A 17,922-nucleotide genomic window follows, 5' to 3' on the forward strand; every position below is an offset into this window, starting at 1 on the left:
TCAGCCTCCTTGGACTGCGGTAACAAGTTCGAGTTCATCTCCGTCGGCGAGCGCCGTTGCGGACCATTGGCTGCGCGGCACCACCTCGGAATTGCGGGCGACGGCGACACCCAGCTTGCCGCCGTCGGCTGCCTGTCCGCGGTGGTCCAGGACGCGGCCGGTGACGGCCGTGACCAAGGTGCTGACTGAAGCGTCCTCCGGCACGGCGTGATCGGATCCGTTGAGTTTGATGTTCATGCTGTTTCCTTGCTGGGTGCGTGTGCCGGCGTGAGCGCCCGCGCTGTGGATGTAGTGGCCGCGAAGCGGTCCGGGCGGAATGGTGCCCACCGGGGGTCCGACGAGCCGTTGATCAGCCCGCCCACGATCCGTGCGGCCGCGGGCGTCAGGAGGACGCCATGCCGGAAGAATCCCGTGGCGATCACCAGGCCATCAACATCCCCCCTGGAGCCGGCGACCCGTCCAAGCAACGGGGCGTTGTCCGGAGTGCCGGGGCGGGCGCGGGCCGTTGCTTCGAGCAGTTCAAGTTCCGCCACTGCGGGGACCAAGGCCTGGGCGTCCCTCAGCAACTGGTAGACGCCCCCGGCTGAGACCGCATTGGAGGATGCCGACAGCCCGTCCTCGCGTTGGGTGGCCCCGATGACTACCGTGCCGTTGTCCCGGGGCACGATGTAGACGGGCACCCCGCGGACCATCCCGCGGACGGTGGAGGTGAGCAGGGGCCGCAGGTGTTCAGGCACCCGAAGCCTGAGGATGTCGCCATACACCGGCCGGACGGGAAGGCTGAGCCCGTCGGGGAGCCCCTCCAGTTCAGCCGCACCCAGTCCGTTGGCGACCACTGTTTCGGTGGAGTGGACAGCGGCACCGGACTCGAGTTCCACTCCTGAGACCCGCCCTGCGTCCCAGAGCAAACGGCGCGCCGAGGAAGCCACGGCAAACCCATTGGCGGCATCCGAAACCCAGGTGGAGTCGCTGGCCTCGTGGCGCGCCAGTCCCGACAGGAGGCATGCCGCCAACTTCCGGGGATCAACCTGGTGGTCGGCGGGAATGTCGAAGGCACTGGAAATTTGGGGGCTGAGGAGGGGTTCGCGATTCCGGGCGTCGCGCAGGGAAAGCGGCTCAACCCCCAGGCCCGCAGCGAGCTGCACCGCACGGAGGTCTCCCAGCGCCCTGCGGTCCGCAGCGTCGGCACCCACGGCGAGTGTCGGCGTCGTGCGGTATCCGGTGTCTTGTCCTCCGCAGGTCAGGCTTGCTGCGAAAGACGGCCACAGCCGGGACGATTCGAGCATCAACTCCAGGAGATCTTCCTCCTGGTAGTGAAATTCGCTCACGGGGGCAAGCATTCCGGCGGCAGCAAACGTAGCCCCCGAAGCCGGTGCGGGGTCGATCACCACCACGGAGCGGCCAAGTCGCCGCGCTTCGCGGGCGATGCCCAGCCCGATGACGCCGCCGCCAATGACGGCCACGTCGGCCTGGAGCGGGGTTTGGCGGGGAACTGCCATTGCGCGTTTCCTTCCCTACGCCGGTACTAGCCGGATCAGGTCAAGCGGTCGGCTCTTAAGCCCTCTCAGCCGGACAGTCATATGACGAACGTCGCGGCTCCCGCAGTACGTGCCCAGTTTAGAGGAACTACTCTGGGTTCCATGACCCAGACTGATGCCCTCGCCACCGCCCGCTTGTATCTGTGCACCGATGCGCGGAAACGGCAAGGCGATTTTGAAGACTTTGTGGACGCCGCGTTCGAGGGCGGTGTGGACATCATCCAGCTGCGCGACAAGACCCTCGAAGCTGCCGACGAATTGGAGTTGCTGGCGGTCCTGCACGGAGTTGCGCAACGTCATGGACGGCTGTGGGCTGTCAACGATCGAGCCGACGTTGCCAGTGTTTCCGGGGCTCCGGTGTTCCACATCGGGCAAAAGGACCTCCCGTTGAAGGTGGCCCGGACATTGCTTCCGGAGTCCGTCACGATCGGTCTTTCCACCCACTCCCCCGAGCAGGTGAATGCCGCCATCGCGGCATCACCGGGACAGGGGGGCCTGGACTATTTCTGTGTAGGACCCGTCTGGGCGACACCCACCAAACCCGGCCGCGAAGCCGTGGGACTGGACTTGGTCACATATGCCGCAGAAGCGAGCAAGCGTGCAGTCGAGACCACCGACGGCGCCGTGAACCTGCCATGGTTCGCCATCGGAGGGATCGATCTCAGCAACGTAGAGCAGGTGCGGGCCGCAGGCGCCACCCGGATCGTCGTGGTCCGCGCCATCACCGAGGCTTCGGATCCGACGACGGCAGCCAAGTCGCTGCTGGAGGCGCTGGACGCAGCCTGAGCCTGGCCGTTGGAGCCTTTCAGGCATAAGCCCGGTCATACCGCTAGGCAGTGAGGCCCAGCGCCGTCATCCGGCGGGCATGACGCCCGGCGAGCTCGCCTGTCAGTCTTTTAATTGCGGCGCGGGCATCGCCACCACTTTTTAGTGCCGGCCCCAACTGTGGGTGCTCAGTCCCTACCCTCTGCGCCTGTGTCAGCGCTTCCCCCACCAGCCGGCGGCCCCACAACGCCAGCCGTGAGGCCAGTCGTGGGTCATCGGCCAAGGCCCGCCGCAGCAGGACACGAAGTACCTCGGTTGCCTGGTCGGGGGAGGCAACCCGGTCCACGAACTGCTGCGTTGTTCCATCGAGGAAAGTGGCGACAGCCCGGTAGAAGTCCGAGGAAACGGTGTCGATGACGTATGCCTTCATCACGGATTCGAACCAGTCCCCGGGCTTGGTGCGTTCATGGAAGTGGTCAAAGGAACGCTGGAACGGCAGCATGGCTTCCTCCGGATCAAGGCCCATTTCAGTGAGCCGATCGCTCAGCAGCGCGAAGTTTCCGTACGCACCGACGGCAATTTTTGCCAGCACTGAACGGTCATGGAGTGTGGGGGCGTATCGGGAATCGAACGAAAGCCGGCCGAAAGCCGACAACTCGCCGTAGGCCATGGCGCCCAGGAGTTCCGCGGCGAGTTGTCCGGCAGAAGGTGCGACGTCCGTCGAAGTGCCCATAATCCAAGACTATCCCCGGCTCTCCACACCCCGCCCGCGGAGATTGCCTTCAGCAGCGTTGGTCCCACTAGGCTGACTGGAAGTGAGTTGACTGTCTGGCCTGCCCGCAGGCCGCGTGTCCTCCTCCTCGCACCCACTCCCCCGAAGGATGATCAATGACTAATCCGAGCTACCCGCCCGCGCCCCACAACGGGAACGGTGCCCCACCAGTTCCCCCTGCACCCGGTGCTTTCGACGCCCAGTACCAAGGCGGACCCCAGACGTACCAGTCCGGCCCGGATTCCAGCCCTTATGGTGTTCCCGGCACGGGTACTCCGGCCAAGTCCTTCATGGTCACGTGGATCCTCTCCTTGCTCCTTGGTGGCCTCGGTGTTGACCGCTTTTACTTGGGAAAGATCGGGACCGGCATTGCCAAACTGCTCACTGCGGGCGGACTCGGCATCTGGTCCATCGTGGACCTCATCATCACGCTGACCGGCAACGCACGGGATAAGGAAGGCCGCCCGCTGCAGGGTTATCCGGAAAACAAGAAGAAGGCCTGGATCATCACGCTCGTTGTCTGGTTCGCCGGCCTGGTTGTTGGGATCGTGTCCGCGGTGTTGTCTTTGACGCTGGTGGCTGCCGCCGTCCAGGGACAGGCCACGCCTGTCCCTGCCGCACCGTCAGCTTCACAGGAGGCCACTGCCCCTTCCCAAGGCACTGCCACCGATGGCAACGCTTTCGAGGTCACGGTGTCCGAGGGCAACACCGTTAAGGTCACCGTCCTTAACACCGGGTACACCACCGAAATCCCGGAGATGGCTTACATGAAGCCGCTCAACGGCGGGTTCCTCCTTCTGGAGGTTTCCTGGGAGACCACCGCCGGATCCAGCTTCGTCGCGCCCAGCAACTTCGACGCCTTCGATGCTGACGGCAAAGAGGGCGACCGGATCTTCCTTGACGATGGTCTGGGCGGTCTGGTCTCCGGCGATGTCGCCGCCGGCGACGTACAGCAGGGAGTCATTGCCTTCGACATCAAGAATGGTCCCACCACAGTGGTGATCAACAATGACTTCGGCGACAAGGCAGCCACCTTCACTTTGACACCGGCAAGCTGACCGCCTGTTTGGTCAAAACCAGCTTTACCGAAAGCCCGTTGCCCCCTGGGGCAGCGGGCTTTTGCGTGCGGCGGCCAAGACTATCGGCCGGTTTCGGGCTACCCTGATTTTCGTGTCACATCATCGGATAGCACCCAACGTCGACGATTCGTCGGACCAGCTCGCTGCGGCCCTTGCGGCCTTGAGGACAGAGCTGGAACTCCCCACTGAGTACCCGGCTGAGGCAGTACAAGAGGCACAACGGGCCGTGGAGCATCTGAAGCTGCCGGATCAGGATTTGCGGGAGATCCCCTTTGTCACCATTGACCCCGCTACGTCGACTGACCTGGACCAGGCCCTGTTCATTGATCGTGCCGGGGACGGCTACAAGGTCCTCTACGCCATCGCTGACGTGCCGTCCTTTGTGGCTCCTGGAGGAGCATTGGATGCCGAGACCCGGCTCCGCGGACAAACGTTCTATGCACCTGACGGCCGGATCCCCCTGCACCCCGAGGTCATCAGTGAAAACGCCGGAAGCCTGCTGGCCGAACAGGACTGCAGTGCTTTTGTGTGGGACTTCGACCTCGACGCCGATGCAGAGGTCGTGTCCGTAACCGTAGCCCGGGCGACTGTCCGAAGCCGGGCCAAGCTGAGCTACAAAGGCGCCCAACAGCAGATCGACGACGGCACTGCCCCGCCTGTTCTCCAACTCCTCAAGGAAGTGGGACTGAAGCGCGTCGAGCTCGAACGATTGCGTGGCGGCGCAAGCCTCAACATGCCGGAACAGGAAATCGTCCAGGCGACCGACGGCGGCGGGTACAGGATCGTTGCTGCCCCGTCTCTGCCGGTGGAAGACTGGAACGCACAGATCTCTCTGATGACCGGAATGGCGGCCGCAGAACTGATGCTGGAAGGGAAAGTAGGCATCCTCCGCACCATGCCCGCCCCGGACGAACGCTCACTGAAGCATTTCAAGCGGCAAACCACTGCGTTGGGCAAACCGTGGGACGGCCAGGTCAGCTACGGCGAGTACTTGCGGACTTTGGATGCGTCCGACCCCAATCAGCTGGCCATCCTGCACTCTGCCGGGACACTGTTCAGGGGCGCCGGTTACACGCCCTTCGACGGCGAGGTGCCTGACACGGTGATCCAGGCGGCCATCGGGGCTCCCTACGCCCACACCACAGCACCGCTGCGACGCCTCATTGACAGATTTGTCCTGGTCATCTGCGAGGCCCTCAGTAACAACAAGGACATTCCGCGCTGGGCCCGTGACGCCCTGCCCTCGTTGCCGGAGATCATGGCAGCCTCGGACCAAGTGGCTGGACGGCTTGAGCGTGCGGCACTGGACACCGTGGAAGCGGCACTGGTAGCCAACCACGTGGGCCAGGAGTTCGACGCCGTGGTGATTTCAGGGTCCAAGCCTTCCAACGGAACTGGAAATGGAAACGGCAACAGAGCCAACGGCAATAAAGCCAACGGAAACGGGAGCGGTCCGTACGGCGTCGTCCAGATCGCAGAACCGGCCGTCACCGCCCGCTGCGACGGCGAGCTGGAGTCCGGGACCAAGGTGCGCGTACGCCTGGTTACGGCGGATGTTGCCAGCCGGGAGATCAGGTTCGAGCTGCAGCGGTGAAGCCATCGAACCCATGATCCGGGCTTTATGGCTCCCAGAGGATAGACTGGGGCTGTAGTAATGGATGCCCGGTCGTTGATTCAGTTAATTTTTGAAGTCAACAAGCCCGCCCCTACGCGATCTTGAGATGTACCAACTGGTCACCAGTGCCAGTACTTAGATAGCCCGCGATCGGCTTCCACTGGATATGCTTGCGCGCCAGTCCGTGCTCCGGTACGGCTTCACCGCCCCCGTTGAGCACGCAGCGCCAATGCCTAAATGAATAAGGAAACTCCCTGTGAGTGAATTGCACACCCATGAAGTCCTGACCGACCCAACCGGAACCGAAATTCTCGAACCCGAGGAAACGATCGTTTCGGATGAAAAGCCCCACGAGATCGAAGAAAAGTCGTTCGCCGACTACAACGTCCGCGCTGACATTGTGGAGTCCTTGGCCGATGCCGGGATCACGCACCCCTTCCCCATCCAGGCAATGACCCTGCCGGTGGCCCTGAGCGGCCACGACATCATCGGCCAGGCCAAGACGGGCACCGGTAAGACGTTGGGCTTCGGCATCCCCGCGCTCCAGCGCGTGGCCGGCCGCGACGACGCCGGCTACGAGAAGCTTGCCGTCCCGGGTGCACCCCAGGCCTTGGTGATCGTTCCCACGCGTGAACTCGCAGTGCAGGTTGCCAACGACCTCCAGAACGCTTCACGCAAGCGCAACGCCCGCATCGCCACCATCTATGGTGGCCGCGCCTACGAGCCCCAGGTCGATGCCCTGCAGAAGGGCGTCGAAATCGTTGTCGGCACCCCCGGGCGGCTGATCGACCTTTACAAGCAGAAGCATTTGAGCCTGAAGAACGTCAAGATGGTGATTCTTGATGAGGCTGACGAGATGCTGGACCTCGGCTTCCTTCCTGACGTTGAGACCCTGATCGCCGGCACCCCCGCCGTTCGGCAGACGCTGCTCTTCTCGGCAACGATGCCCGGCCCGGTGATCGCGATGGCACGCCGTTACATGACGCAGCCCACCCACATCCGTGCTGCAGATCCGGACGACGAAGGCCTGACCAAGCGCGACATCCGCCAGCTGATCTACCGTGCGCACAGCATGGACAAGTCTGAAGTAGTGGCCCGCATCCTCCAGGCACGCGGCCGCGGACGGACCATCATCTTTACCAAGACCAAGCGCACTGCCGCCAAGGTTGCCGAGGAACTGGTCGACCGCGGTTTTGCTGCGGCAGCCATTCACGGCGACCTCGGCCAGGGTGCCCGCGAACAGGCTCTCCGTGCTTTCCGCAACAACAAGGTCGATGTCCTGGTGGCCACTGACGTTGCCGCCCGCGGCATCGACGTGGACGACGTCACGCACGTCATCAACTACCAGTGTGTTGAAGACGAAAAGATCTACCTTCACCGTGTGGGCCGCACCGGCCGCGCGGGTAACAAGGGCACCGCTGTCACGTTCGTCGACTGGGACGACATGCCGCGCTGGGGCCTGATCAACAAGGCACTCGGTCTAAGCGTTCCGGAACCGGTGGAGACGTACTCGTCCTCGCCGCACCTGTACGAAGACCTCGACATCCCCGAGGGCACCAAGGGCAGGTTGCCCCGCAACAAGCGGGTCCTCGCCGGCGTCGACGCGGAGGTTCTTGAGGACCTCGGTGAGACCGGCAAGAAGAACGCACGCTCAGGCTCAAGCCGCGACGGCGGTCGCGATAGCGGCCGTGGCCGTGACGGCGGGCGCGACAGCGGACGCGGACGGCAAGCCAAGTCCAATGACTCGGACTCCAGCGAATCCAAGGGCGATGGCGGCCGCAACCGCACGCGCCGCCGTCGTACTTCCGATGCCGAAGCAGCCCCCGCTGCCGGTGCGTCGGAATCCCGCACGGCCACTGCCGACAACGCAGACAAGCCTGCCAGGACACGTCGTACCCGCACGCGCCGCCGCAACGGCGAAGTGGTTTCCGGTGAGACCGCAGCTGCCCAGTCCGGCAGCGCCGAGGGCTAAAACCCTCAATGACTGAAACTGTTTGGGCGCCGGACGGCGGCAATATGGTGGTGCACGCGGACAACGCGGAGTTCCTCCCTACGCTGCCGGACGGCGCCTTCACACTCATCTACGTCGACCCGCCCTTCAACACAGGCCGGGTACAGCGCCGCCAGGAAACCCGCATGGTCCGCAACGCGGACGGCGACGGCGATCGCGTCGGTTTCAAGGGCCGTTCCTACGACACCATCAAGGGTGCCCTTCACAGCTACGACGACGCCTTCAGCGATTATTGGTCCTTCCTGGAACCCAAACTCGTCGAGGCGTGGCGGCTGTTGTCAGACGACGGCACCCTGTACCTGCACCTCGATTACCGTGAGGTGCACTACGCCAAGGTGATGCTGGACGCCATCTTCGGCAGGGAATGCTTCCTCAACGAGATCATCTGGGCCTACGACTACGGCGCACGCGCCAAGAACCGCTGGCCCACCAAGCACGACAACATTCTGGTGTACGTGAAGAACCCCACCAAGTACCACTTCGACAACGCAGAGGTGGACCGGGAACCGTACATGGCCCCCGGCCTGGTGACTCCTGCCAAGCGCGAGCTCGGCAAGCTGCCCACTGATGTTTGGTGGCACACCATCGTTTCCCCCACCGGCCGTGAGAAGACCGGCTACCCCACCCAGAAACCCGAAGGCCTTGTCCGGAGGATCGTTTCCGCATCCAGCCGCGAAGGTGACTGGTGCCTCGATTTCTTCGCCGGATCAGGGACCCTGGGAGCCGTTGCAGCGAAGCTCGGCCGCAATTTTGTGTGTGTCGACCAGAACGAACAGGCCATCGAGGTCATGCGGAAACGGCTGGGCAGCAAGGCCGTGTTCCACGAGATCCAGCCAACCAGCCTCTAGCCCGTATTGCCAGGCGTGCTCAGGCGACGCCCTTCACGAAGGCCGTCACGGAGTCCGCGATCATCTGCACGGCAATGGCCGACAAAAGCAGACCGGCAATCCGGGTGACAAGCTCCACGCCGTTTTCGCCGAGCACGCGCTGCACCACACCCGCGAAGCGCATCGCCAGGTAAAGCGAGCCCAGCACCACGGCAATCCCCAGCCCCACGGCCAAGTACTCGGAGAGCTGGCTGGACTGCTGAACGAAGACCATCACGGCAACGATCGCACCAGGTCCAGCCATGAGTGGCGTCCCCAACGGAACGAACGCCACATTTTTGTACTTGGCCGCACTTTCTTCGCCGCTGGTGGAACCGGTCAGCAGCTGCAGGGCAATGAGGACCAGCAGCAGGCCACCCGCGCCCTGCAAGGCCGCCAGTGAGATATGCATGTAATTCAGGATTGACTGGCCAAAGATCGCGAACACCACGATGACGCCGGTGGCCACCAGCAGTGCTTGGAAAGCGGAGCGGTTCCGGTCCTTGGCCGCCATCTGGGCCGTCAAGGACATGAAGATCGGGACGGTACCCGGCGGGTCCATGATCACGAACAAGGTGACGATGACCGAGGCGAGCAGTTGCAAATCCACTAAAGGACCCCTCTCAACGAACCACCGTGCTGCCTGTTGCCATCTCCTCAATCCGGGCCAACACCGCGGGCGAGGTGGTGTTCTCACCCAACAGGTTCGGTTTCCCCGCTCCGTGATAGTCGGAGGATCCAGTGATGAGCAGGCCATGCTCTGCAGCCAACATGCGCAGGAAGTCGCGGCCCTCCTCCGGGTTGTCACGATGTTCAACCTCAAGGCCCATCAGGCCGGCATCAATCATCTCCCGGTAGGTCCGCTCCCCCACGATGCGTCCTCTCGACGACGCCACGGGATGGGCGAAGACGGGCACGCCGCCTGCAGCACGGACAAGCTCGACGGCGACCGCCGGGTTGGGTGCGTAGTGCTGAACGAAGTATCGCGAGTGTGAGGTGAGGATGGAAGTGAAGGCCTCCGAACGGTCGGCCACTACGCCGGCAGCGACCAAGGCATCCGCAATGTGGGGACGCCCCACGGTGGCGCCCGGAGCTACGTGATGAATGACGTCGTCCCAGGTCAAGGGGTAGTCCTCGGACAACAAGGTGACCATATGCTCCGCACGGGTAAGGCGGGCATCCTTGGACTTGGTGATTTCCTCCAGCAGACCCGCATGGGCGGGGTCATGCAGGTAGCTCAGCAAGTGGACACTGATGCCCTGTTCCGTCCGGCAGGAGATCTCCATTCCCGGAACAAAGGCGATGCCATGGTCGCGTGCGGCTGCTGCGGCCGGATCCCAGCCATCCGTGGAGTCATGGTCGGTCAGCGCCACCGCATCCAAGCCTGCCGCCACAGCGGAAATGATCACCCCGGCGGGTGTCTCGGTTCCGTCAGAAACATTGGAGTGCGCATGCAGGTCTATCCTCACTTTCCCAGCCTAGGGGATGCGGGCGGGCTTGGCGGGTTGCGCCGTTGGCCTCCTCAACGAACTGGTGGGACGATGTAACGGTGAACGATGCCGAAAACACCCAAAACTCGTCCTCCCAGCCGCTGCAGGAGCGTGTCAACAACCGCTCGCAACGGCCCACATCAGATGCCTTCAAGGCATTCATGGCCAGCAACTGGGCGCCCGCCCCGCAGGTGACCCCTGCGCGTGACGCCGTCGCAGACCACGCCGCCCGCCGCCGTCGTACTATTTCAGAACAGTTCAAAGGCGAACGTCTGGTCATCCCGGCTGGTCCTTTGAAGGTCCGGTCCAACGACTGCGACTACCGTTTCCGCCCGCACTCCGGATTCGCCCACCTCACCGGTTTGGGTTTGGACCACGAGCCTGACGCCGTCCTCATCCTGGAGCCGGTGGCTGAAGGAAAGGGCGACGACGGCGGTCACCATACCGCCACGCTGTACTTCCGCCCGTTGGCCGGCCGCGATACCGAACAGTTCTATGCGGACTCCCGTGCAGGCGAGTTCTGGATTGGCGCCCGCCCCACCCTGGCCGAATTCGAAGCCCGGCTTGGCCTGCCTACCGCGCACATCTCCGAACTGGAAATGGCCATCACCAAGAACGTGGGAGCACCCGAAATCGGTGGCATTTCCATTCGTTTGGTCCGCAAGGTGGACGAGAACATCGATGCCTTGGTGGACACCGCCCGGTACAACACTGCCAAGGATCCCGAAACGCTGGACCTCGGTGAACTGGATGCCTTGGACGAAAAGCTCAGCGAAGCACTCTCCGAACTGCGCCTGATCAAGGACGAGTGGGAAATCGAGCAGATGAAGATCGCCGTCGCGGCAACCGTGGAGGGCTTCGCCGACGTCGTCCGCGCCCTTCCCGCGCCCTGACCCACAACCGTGGTGAGCGTGTTGTTGAAGGCGCCTTCTTCGCCCGCGCCCGTGAGGAAGGCAACGAGCTCGGCTACGACACCATTGCAGCGTCCGGCAACAACGCCACGGTCCTTCACTGGAACCGCAACTCGGGTACCGTCAACGCAGGCGAACTCCTGCTCCTGGATGCCGGCGTGGAAGCCGATTCCCTGTACACCGCGGATGTCACCCGCACCCTGCCTGCCACCGGCACGTTCACCGGTATCCAGCGCAAGATCTACGAAGCCGTGCTGGACGCCGCCGACGCCGGATTCGCAGCTGCCCAGCCGGGCGTGAAGTTCCGCGACATCCATGCGGCCGCCACCACGGTCCTGGCCGAGCGCCTCGCTGAGTGGGGCCTGTTGCCCGTTTCCGTGGAAGAAGCCATCAGCCCAGAAGGCCAGCAGCACCGCCGTTGGATGCCGCACGGTACCAGCCACCACCTTGGCCTTGACGTCCACGACTGCGCCCAGGCCAAGCGCGAACTCTACCTCGATGGGATCCTCACCGAGGGCATGGTGTTCACCATCGAACCAGGCCTCTACTTCAAGAACGAGGACCTTGCCATTCCGGAGGAGTACCGCGGGATCGGCGTCCGGATCGAAGACGACATCCTCATGACCGCGGACGGCCCCGTGAACCTCAGCGCCGCATTGCCGCGCAAGGCCGACGACGTCGAGTCCTGGATGGCCGGCATCTACCAGGACGCGCAGGGCTAAGCGGCTCCGCTGTCAACCACGATCACAGCATAAAGGGAAGGCCACCGGGGATCCGGTGGCCTTCCCTTTATGCTGGTCAGCTGAAATCGGTGGCAGGGAGTCTACTGCTGGGACGAACCCTCGGAGCCGGGCGGTTGTCCGTCCTCCTGCGGTGCGTTCTGCGGCGCGTTCTGGCCGTCGGTGACGCGGACGCCGTACTGCGGACGGCCGTCAGGGAGGTCCGGGTAGCGAACGGCCGCCGGTGCCGGCTGAGGAGCGGGCGCCGGGTTCCCGGCGGGCGCGTTCTGACCCTCCGGAACGCCCGCGGTGGATTCGGGTCCGCGCTGGCCATAGGGGTCGTTCCAGGTGGAAGGCCGCTCAGGCGCCTGGCCGGGCTGCTGAAGCGGGGCGTTCTGCGGGTTGTAGTTGGCGGGCTGCGCCGTGGCCGCCTGCGACGGGTTCATGGGCAGTTGCTGGAGCAGCCGGCGGGCTTCGTGGGCTGCTTCAACGGCAACGATGACGTCATAGTTGGTGGCCACCACCTGGCTGGTGGAGGTGAAGTCACGCTTTCCACGTTGGGTGGCATACGTGACGATCCCGAACAGCATGAAGAACGCAGCACCCATCAGCACCGAAGTGATGATGGAGAACGGCCCACCTGCCGGTGTGAAGAAGGAGAGCATCACGCCGACAAAGAGGCCAAACCACATGCCGCTCAAAGCACCGGACAATGCCACCCTCGGATAACTCAGCCGGCCGGTCACCCGCTCTACCATTTTGAGGTCGTTGCCCACGATCGACACAAGCTGCACAGGGAACTGCTGGTCCGCGAGGTAATCCACCGCCTTTTGGGCATCCAAATACGAGGTGTATGAGCCCACCGTGTCACCTTGCGGGACGCTGCGGGCTTCCTCAACGGCTTTGGGGGCACCAAAAATGTTAGACATAGCCCCATTGTGTCTCATGGACATGTGAACAGGCTGGAATTCAGCTAAAAGAGAGCAGACTCGGTAGCCTGTAAACATGAGCACACATCCTTCACGCGTCTTTGTCGCGCGCCTGCTCGGTTTGGACGTCTTCGACCCCTTGGGCGATCGTCTGGGCCGGTTGCGCGACGTCGTGGTGCTCTCCCGCGGGACCCGCGGGGCGCCGCACGTGGTGGGCATCGTGGTGGAGGTGCCGGGCAAAAAGCGTGTCTTTGTCCCCATGACGCGCATTACGTCCATTGACCAGACGCAGATCATTTGCACCGGCCTGGTCAATTTGCGCCGCTTCGAGCAGCGGGGCGCCGAAACGCTGGTGGTCGCCGAGATGTTCGACCGCCGCGTGACCCTTGCCGACGGCAGCGGCGACGCCACCATCGAGGACATCGCCATGGACCAGCACCGGTCCAAGGACTGGTTTGTCAGCAAGCTGTTCGTCCGCCGTGGACACTCACTCTCACCGTTTGGCAGGCTCCGCCGCAACGAGACGCTGATCATCGATTGGGCCGACGCCCAAACCGGCGCCCACAACGAGCCCCAGGCCGCCACCCAGTTCGTTGCCACGCACGAAGACCTTAAACCCGCCGACTTTGCTGAAGCCCTTCAGGAGATGAGCGATAAGCGGCGTTTTGAAGTGGCCAGCGAGCTCCAGGATGAGCGTTTGGCAGACGTCCTCCAGGAACTGCCGGAGGATGACCAGGTGGAGATTCTCTCCGCCCTCGACGTGGAGAGGGCCGCAGACGTCCTCGAAGAGATGGACCCTGATGACGCCGCCGACCTCCTCGCCGAGCTTCCCTCGGCCCAGGCGGAAGAGTTGCTGCAACTCATGGAACCCCAGGAAGCCGAAGACGTCCGACGCCTCCTGGAGTACGACGAAGACACCGCCGGCGGCCTCATGACTCCAGTCCCGGTCATCCTGCCCCCGGAAGCAACCGTGGCCGAAGCGTTGGCCCACGTCCGCCGCGAGGAGCTCTCCCCCGCCCTGGCATCATCAATCTTCATCGCGCGGCCTCCCCTGGAGACACCCACGGGGCGTTTCCTGGGGGTCGTCCATATCCAGCAGCTCCTGCGTTTCCCGCCGCCCGAACCGCTGGGCAACCTCGTTGACAAGAATCTTGAACCCCTTTCGGACCAAGCCCACATCAGCGAAGTCGCCCGCACGCTTGCCACGTACAACCTTAATTCCCTTCCAGTCGTAGACGACGACGGCCGCCTTGTGGGGGCGGTGACTGTTGATGACGTGCTGGATCACCTGTTGCCGGATGACTGGCGCGCCCACGAGGACGACGCCCCTATAAGGAAACTTGGAGGCCGCATTGGCTGATAACAACGCCGCACGATCCCCCAAGTCGGCAGGACGCGCAAGCAGCAGCCTCGACACCCCACTGAGTGGCCGGCAACGAATCCTGCCGAAGTTCTCTCCCAACCCGGATGCTTTTGGCAACGCAACCGAAGGCTTCGCCCGGTTCATGGGCACGCCGACGTTCCTCGTCTACATGACGGTGTTCTGTGTGTTCTGGCTTGCGTGGAACTCTTTCGCCCCCACGGACTGGCAATTCGACCGCATGGAGCTGGGCTTCACCCTGCTGACCCTGATGTTGTCTCTCCAAGCCTCGTATGCGGCACCACTCCTGCTCCTGGCCCAGAACCGGCAGGATGACCGGGACCGTGTCTCACTCCAGCAGGACCGGCAGCGTGCCGAACGCAATCTTTCCGACACCGAGTACTTGACACGGGAGCTGGCCTCTCTCCGCATCGCCCTGCGTGAAGTAGCCACCCGTGATTATGTCCGGACCGAACTCCGCAGTCTCCTGGAAGACATCATCGACGCCCAGGAAGAGCTTTGCGAGACCGAATCCGCCGCGGACGGAAACGAGTCTCCTGGCGAGAAGGTCAAGGAGAAACTGAAGGAGAAGCGCGACAAGTCCCGTGGCCCCCGCACACAGCAGATCCCCAAGGTCCGCCAACCGCGAGCCACTGGCCCACAGCATTCCACCGCAAAACCGTCGCCTGAAACCCCTGAAAGCCGAGCCTGACCGTATGAGCACCGCATCTGCCGAGGCGCTGCATGCTGCCCTGGCAACCGTCATCGATCCCGAACTCCGCCGCCCCATCACGGAGCTCGGAATGCTGGAATCGGTGTCTTCCGACGACACCGGCGCGGTCCATGTCGCCGTCCTGTTGACCATTGCCGGCTGCCCCCTTCGGGAGACCATCACGCAGGACGCCACCGCGGCTTTGTCGCAAGTAGAGGGTGTCAGGTCCGTGGACGTGGAGCTGAAGGTCATGACCCCGGCCCAGCGTGAAGCGCTCAAGGAACAGCTCCGCGGTCCAGGCGGCCAGCGCGGCATACCCTTCACCAAACCGGGCTCCCTGACCAAGGTCTACGCCGTAGCCAGCGGAAAAGGCGGTGTGGGGAAGTCCTCGGTCACCGTCAATTTGGCCTGCGCATTGGCTGCCCAGGGTCTTCGGGTAGGCATCGTTGACGCCGACGTCCACGGCTTCTCAGTGCCCGCCTTGATGGGTATCACCCAAAAGCCCACTCAGGTGGATGACATGATTCTGCCGCCGGTGGCCTACGGCGTGAAGGTCATCTCCATTGGCATGTTCGTGGCAGGCAACCAGCCGGTGGCCTGGCGCGGTCCCATGCTGCACAGGGCCTTGGAACAATTCCTCACGGACGTCTATTTTGGCGACCTCGATGCCCTGTTCCTCGACCTGCCTCCCGGCACGGGCGACATCGCCATTTCCGTGGCCCAGCTGCTGCCCAATGCCGAGATTTTGGTGGTGACCACGCCGCAAGCCGCTGCTGCGGACGTCGCCGAACGCGCTGGAACGATCGCCACCCAGACGGGCCAGAAAGTGGCCGGCGTCATCGAAAACATGTCATTCCTGGAAATGCCCGACGGCGGCAGGATGGAATTGTTCGGAAGTGGCGGTGGCGCCATCCTGGCTGGGCGACTGAGCGCTGCCGTCGGCAGCGAGGTTCCTTTGTTGGGCCAGATTCCCTTTGATATCCGGCTGCGGGAAGGCGGTGACGCCGGAAAACCCGTGGTCCTGGCAGCACCCGAAACTGCGGCCGCGAAGGCTATGCAGGGCGTGGCTTCGGCCTTGGCCTCACGACCCCGCGGGCTGTCAGGTCTGTCACTGGGGATCGAACCCCGCTGACGCTTACCGCTCGCAAGGGCGGCACTATTAATCAGGTCAGGTTGCTTCGGAATCGAAGGGTGCAGCTTCGCCTTCAGCCAGCCGCTCGATGACCCGGGCGGGGGCCTTTGGCTTGGTCTCCACGGATGCAGCCGCCGCAGCAGCTGTGGCGGCAACGGCAGGCGCTCCAGCGCTCACGGGCTTGGTGTCGTCATCCAGCAGCGCGTCCTTGATGATGCGCCGGGGATCGTATTGGCGGGGGTCATATTTCTTCCAGTCGACGTCATCGATATCGATGCCGACTTCTTCCTTGATCTGCTCACGCGCACCCGACGCCATCCGACGGACTTCCTTGACCAGGTTGGCAAGCTTTTGAGTGTATTCGGGCAAACGGCTGGGACCGATGACGAGTACGCCGATAATCAGAAGGAGTATGAACTCCGGGCCGTTGATTCCAAGCACGCTACGAAGATTACCTTGTCTGTGGTGCCGCTCATAAACCGGCGGGTCGGAGAAGGGTCTGGAGTCCGCGCAGCAGCCTCGCGTACCAGGCTTCGGCGCCTTCGCTGGGCTGATCAGCTGCCATGGATTCGCCTGCCCGGACGATTTCAGGGACCGCATCATCCGCAGTGTCGGCAGGAAGGTCCGAGGCATAGCTGATCACTGCAGCGGGCATGGTGTACACGGCCTTCCACGGGCTCCCCTGCGTGACAGAAAGCCGCGCCGATGTCGTTGCTCCCTGAGCTGGCTGATCAGCCGGGAGATGCTCCTCCACAATGGTGGCGTAGTGGCCGTTGCTTTCCAGCCTCATTTCCACCGCCGGATGCCCGTTGTGCATAGTGCCGTGGGCCGAGACCACTGTGAAGCCCATTCCTGCCAGCTCGGGGCACGCCCACCCTTCTTCCCGCAGGGCGTCCAGCTGGGCGGAGCTCAAGCTGACAGTGCTGCCGGCCCGGAATACAGGGCCGGCCATGCTTTCCACCGGATTTCCTGTCCACGCTCCGGCAAGTGCACCGACGTTGCTGGTTCCGCCTCGGACCTGCGGAACGCTGTCACCGGCCACCACGTACGCGGACACCCCCAAGGCACCGGCGCTGACAGCCAGCGTGCCGGCTGCGACGCCCGCGAGGCGAAGCCCCCGGCGGATGCCGCTGGACGACGGCCTGGCGGCAAAGTCCTGGCCAGGCTCATTGGCAAGGCGCTCAGTATGCTGAATCAGCCGCGCGGCAAGGTCCTGGCTGGCTTCAGGCACGGAAGCACCCCGAAGACGTTCAAGGTACTGCCGTTCGCGGCGAAGGGCATTACTGCAATCGGTGCATTCCTGAACATGGTCCGGGTTGCGGGTATGGCGCAGGGCAGCCATTTTGCGCCGGGACAACAGTCCCGGACGACGAGGATGTCGAGGCATCGACGTCCTAAAGGATGCTTGCGATGCGCGGCATCTTCAGGCGCGGCTTGCGGGCCTCTGCCGGACGGGGATCGCGGTGGGCGAGTTTCTCACGCAGCATGGTCCTGCCGCGGTGGATGCGGGACCTGACGGTTCCCAGCTTGACGCCAAGCGCCTCTGCAACCTCGTCATAGGAAAGGCCCTCGAGATCGCACAGCACGACGGCGGCGCGGAAGTCCGGCGGCAGTTCTTCCAACGCACGCTGGACATCCAGGTCAAGGTTGTTGTGTTCGAAGCTCTGCTCCGGACCGGGTTCGCGGCCGGGCAGGCGGGACTCTGCGTCCTCAGCGAGGGCATCAAAACGGATCCTGCTCTTGCGCCGGGCCTGGTCAAGGAACAGGTTGGTGGTAATGCGGTGCAACCAGCCATCCAAAGTTCCCGGCTTGAAATTCTCCAGCGACCGGAACACCCGGACAAAGACCTCCTGGGTGAGGTCCTCGGCGTCGAACTTGTTGCCCGTCAGGCGGTAGGCGAGGCGATATACCTTGGCGGAGTGGTTGGCCACCACTTCCTCCCAGCTGGGCATGACCCAGTCGGCAACGCCGTCAATACTCTCCGATATTTGGACTGGCGCAGCATGCAATGCCGGCATCGTCC

Annotated in this window: 17 protein-coding genes, 1 pseudogene and 1 riboswitch; of the genes and pseudogenes, 9 read left to right on the plus strand and 9 right to left on the minus strand. The window is 63.6% G+C overall.

Annotated features, from left to right (window positions below; translation table 11 throughout):
* A complete protein-coding gene (gene thiS, locus CGK93_RS15930; protein WP_089595669.1) occupies nucleotides 1–237 on the minus strand; it encodes a sulfur carrier protein ThiS in 237 nt (78 codons plus the stop codon).
* Complete coding sequence (gene thiO, locus CGK93_RS15935; protein WP_089595670.1) at nucleotides 234–1,499, minus strand: glycine oxidase ThiO; 1,266 nt, start codon at nucleotides 1,497–1,499, stop codon at nucleotides 234–236. Before thiO ends, thiS begins: the two co-directional genes overlap by 4 nt.
* Nucleotides 1,495–1,613: riboswitch (TPP riboswitch) on the minus strand. (Overlaps the previous gene by 5 nt.)
* 27 nt (nucleotides 1,614–1,640) lie before the next feature.
* On the opposite strand from thiO, the gene thiE reads away from it, so the two are divergent.
* On the plus strand, nucleotides 1,641–2,324 hold the full coding sequence (gene thiE / locus CGK93_RS15940; RefSeq protein ID WP_089595671.1) for a thiamine phosphate synthase: 684 nt from the start codon (nucleotides 1,641–1,643) through the stop codon (nucleotides 2,322–2,324).
* Between the two features lie 43 nt (nucleotides 2,325–2,367).
* Here thiE and CGK93_RS15945 read toward each other — a convergent pair whose 3' ends face one another.
* Nucleotides 2,368–3,036: a ferritin-like fold-containing protein gene (locus CGK93_RS15945; RefSeq protein ID WP_089595672.1), complete on the minus strand. Its 669-nt coding sequence runs from the start codon at nucleotides 3,034–3,036 to the stop codon at nucleotides 2,368–2,370.
* A gap of 155 nt (nucleotides 3,037–3,191) precedes the next feature.
* Between CGK93_RS15945 and CGK93_RS15950 the strand changes: the two genes are divergently transcribed.
* The 4 genes from CGK93_RS15950 (at nucleotide 3,192) to CGK93_RS15965 (ending at nucleotide 8,628) form a co-directional block, all read left to right on the plus strand.
* The gene (locus CGK93_RS15950; RefSeq protein ID WP_089595673.1) at nucleotides 3,192–4,133 is read left to right on the plus strand and encodes a TM2 domain-containing protein; all 942 of its coding nucleotides are present in this window, start codon (nucleotides 3,192–3,194) and stop codon (nucleotides 4,131–4,133) included.
* Between the two features lie 112 nt (nucleotides 4,134–4,245).
* Entirely contained in the window at nucleotides 4,246–5,748 is a 1,503-nt protein-coding gene (locus tag CGK93_RS15955; protein ID WP_089597517.1) for an RNB domain-containing ribonuclease, read from the plus strand.
* Nucleotides 5,749–6,025: 277 nt separating this feature from the next.
* Nucleotides 6,026–7,741 (plus strand): DEAD/DEAH box helicase, encoded by a 1,716-nt coding sequence (locus tag CGK93_RS15960; RefSeq protein WP_089595674.1) that lies wholly within the window; start codon nucleotides 6,026–6,028, stop codon nucleotides 7,739–7,741.
* A gap of 8 nt (nucleotides 7,742–7,749) precedes the next feature.
* Nucleotides 7,750–8,628 (plus strand): DNA-methyltransferase, encoded by an 879-nt coding sequence (locus CGK93_RS15965; RefSeq protein ID WP_089595675.1) that lies wholly within the window; start codon nucleotides 7,750–7,752, stop codon nucleotides 8,626–8,628.
* Between the two features lie 19 nt (nucleotides 8,629–8,647).
* Here the strand turns inward: CGK93_RS15965 and CGK93_RS15970 are convergent, their stop codons facing one another.
* Together CGK93_RS15970 and CGK93_RS15975 are read right to left on the minus strand one after the other, a co-directional pair.
* On the minus strand, nucleotides 8,648–9,256 hold the full coding sequence (locus CGK93_RS15970; protein ID WP_089595676.1) for a MarC family protein: 609 nt from the start codon (nucleotides 9,254–9,256) through the stop codon (nucleotides 8,648–8,650).
* 13 nt (nucleotides 9,257–9,269) lie between these two features.
* Nucleotides 9,270–10,115, minus strand: a complete 846-nt coding sequence (locus tag CGK93_RS15975) for a PHP domain-containing protein (RefSeq protein WP_089595677.1) — start codon at nucleotides 10,113–10,115, stop codon at nucleotides 9,270–9,272.
* An 80-nt stretch (nucleotides 10,116–10,195) separates the two neighbouring features.
* On the opposite strand from CGK93_RS15975, the pseudogene CGK93_RS15980 reads away from it, so the two are divergent.
* Nucleotides 10,196–11,769 (plus strand): annotated as a pseudogene (locus CGK93_RS15980) (aminopeptidase P family protein).
* Nucleotides 11,770–11,870: 101 nt separating this feature from the next.
* Here CGK93_RS15980 and CGK93_RS15985 read toward each other — a convergent pair.
* Nucleotides 11,871–12,695: a general stress protein gene (locus CGK93_RS15985; RefSeq protein ID WP_198318240.1), complete on the minus strand. Its 825-nt coding sequence runs from the start codon at nucleotides 12,693–12,695 to the stop codon at nucleotides 11,871–11,873.
* Between the two features lie 76 nt (nucleotides 12,696–12,771).
* Here CGK93_RS15985 and CGK93_RS15990 point away from each other — a divergent pair, with 76 nt between their 5' ends.
* Genes CGK93_RS15990 through CGK93_RS16000 form a run of 3 tightly spaced genes read left to right on the plus strand, consistent with a single transcriptional unit; the run spans nucleotide 12,772 to nucleotide 15,899 of the window.
* Nucleotides 12,772–14,055 (plus strand): magnesium transporter MgtE N-terminal domain-containing protein, encoded by a 1,284-nt coding sequence (locus CGK93_RS15990; RefSeq protein WP_011775428.1) that lies wholly within the window; start codon nucleotides 12,772–12,774, stop codon nucleotides 14,053–14,055.
* Nucleotides 14,036–14,767, plus strand: coding sequence for a DUF1003 domain-containing protein (locus CGK93_RS15995; protein WP_089595679.1), 732 nt, complete (start codon nucleotides 14,036–14,038; stop codon nucleotides 14,765–14,767). The genes CGK93_RS15990 and CGK93_RS15995 overlap by 20 nt, the downstream gene beginning before the upstream one ends.
* Nucleotides 14,768–14,771: 4 nt before the next feature.
* Nucleotides 14,772–15,899: an Mrp/NBP35 family ATP-binding protein gene (locus CGK93_RS16000; protein WP_089595680.1), complete on the plus strand. Its 1,128-nt coding sequence runs from the start codon at nucleotides 14,772–14,774 to the stop codon at nucleotides 15,897–15,899.
* Nucleotides 15,900–15,935: 36 nt separating this feature from the next.
* On the opposite strand, the gene CGK93_RS16005 is transcribed toward CGK93_RS16000, so the two are convergent.
* The 3 genes from CGK93_RS16005 to sigE are packed head-to-tail and all read right to left on the minus strand — an operon-like array spanning nucleotide 15,936 to nucleotide 17,917.
* Nucleotides 15,936–16,340 carry a Sec-independent protein translocase TatB gene (locus CGK93_RS16005; RefSeq protein WP_089595681.1) on the minus strand — a complete coding sequence of 135 codons (405 nt, stop codon included), beginning with the start codon at nucleotides 16,338–16,340 and terminating at the stop codon, nucleotides 15,936–15,938.
* Nucleotides 16,341–16,371: 31 nt separating this feature from the next.
* Nucleotides 16,372–17,286, minus strand: coding sequence for a hypothetical protein (locus tag CGK93_RS16010; RefSeq protein ID WP_232481357.1), 915 nt, complete (start codon nucleotides 17,284–17,286; stop codon nucleotides 16,372–16,374).
* Between the two features lie 7 nt (nucleotides 17,287–17,293).
* Nucleotides 17,294–17,917, minus strand: a complete 624-nt coding sequence (sigE, locus tag CGK93_RS16015; protein ID WP_089595683.1) for an RNA polymerase sigma factor SigE — start codon at nucleotides 17,915–17,917, stop codon at nucleotides 17,294–17,296.
* Between the last annotated feature and the right edge of the window lie 5 nt (nucleotides 17,918–17,922).

The sequence above is a fragment of the Arthrobacter sp. YN genome (genome assembly GCF_002224285.1).
Lineage (GTDB): Bacteria > Actinomycetota > Actinomycetes > Actinomycetales > Micrococcaceae > Arthrobacter.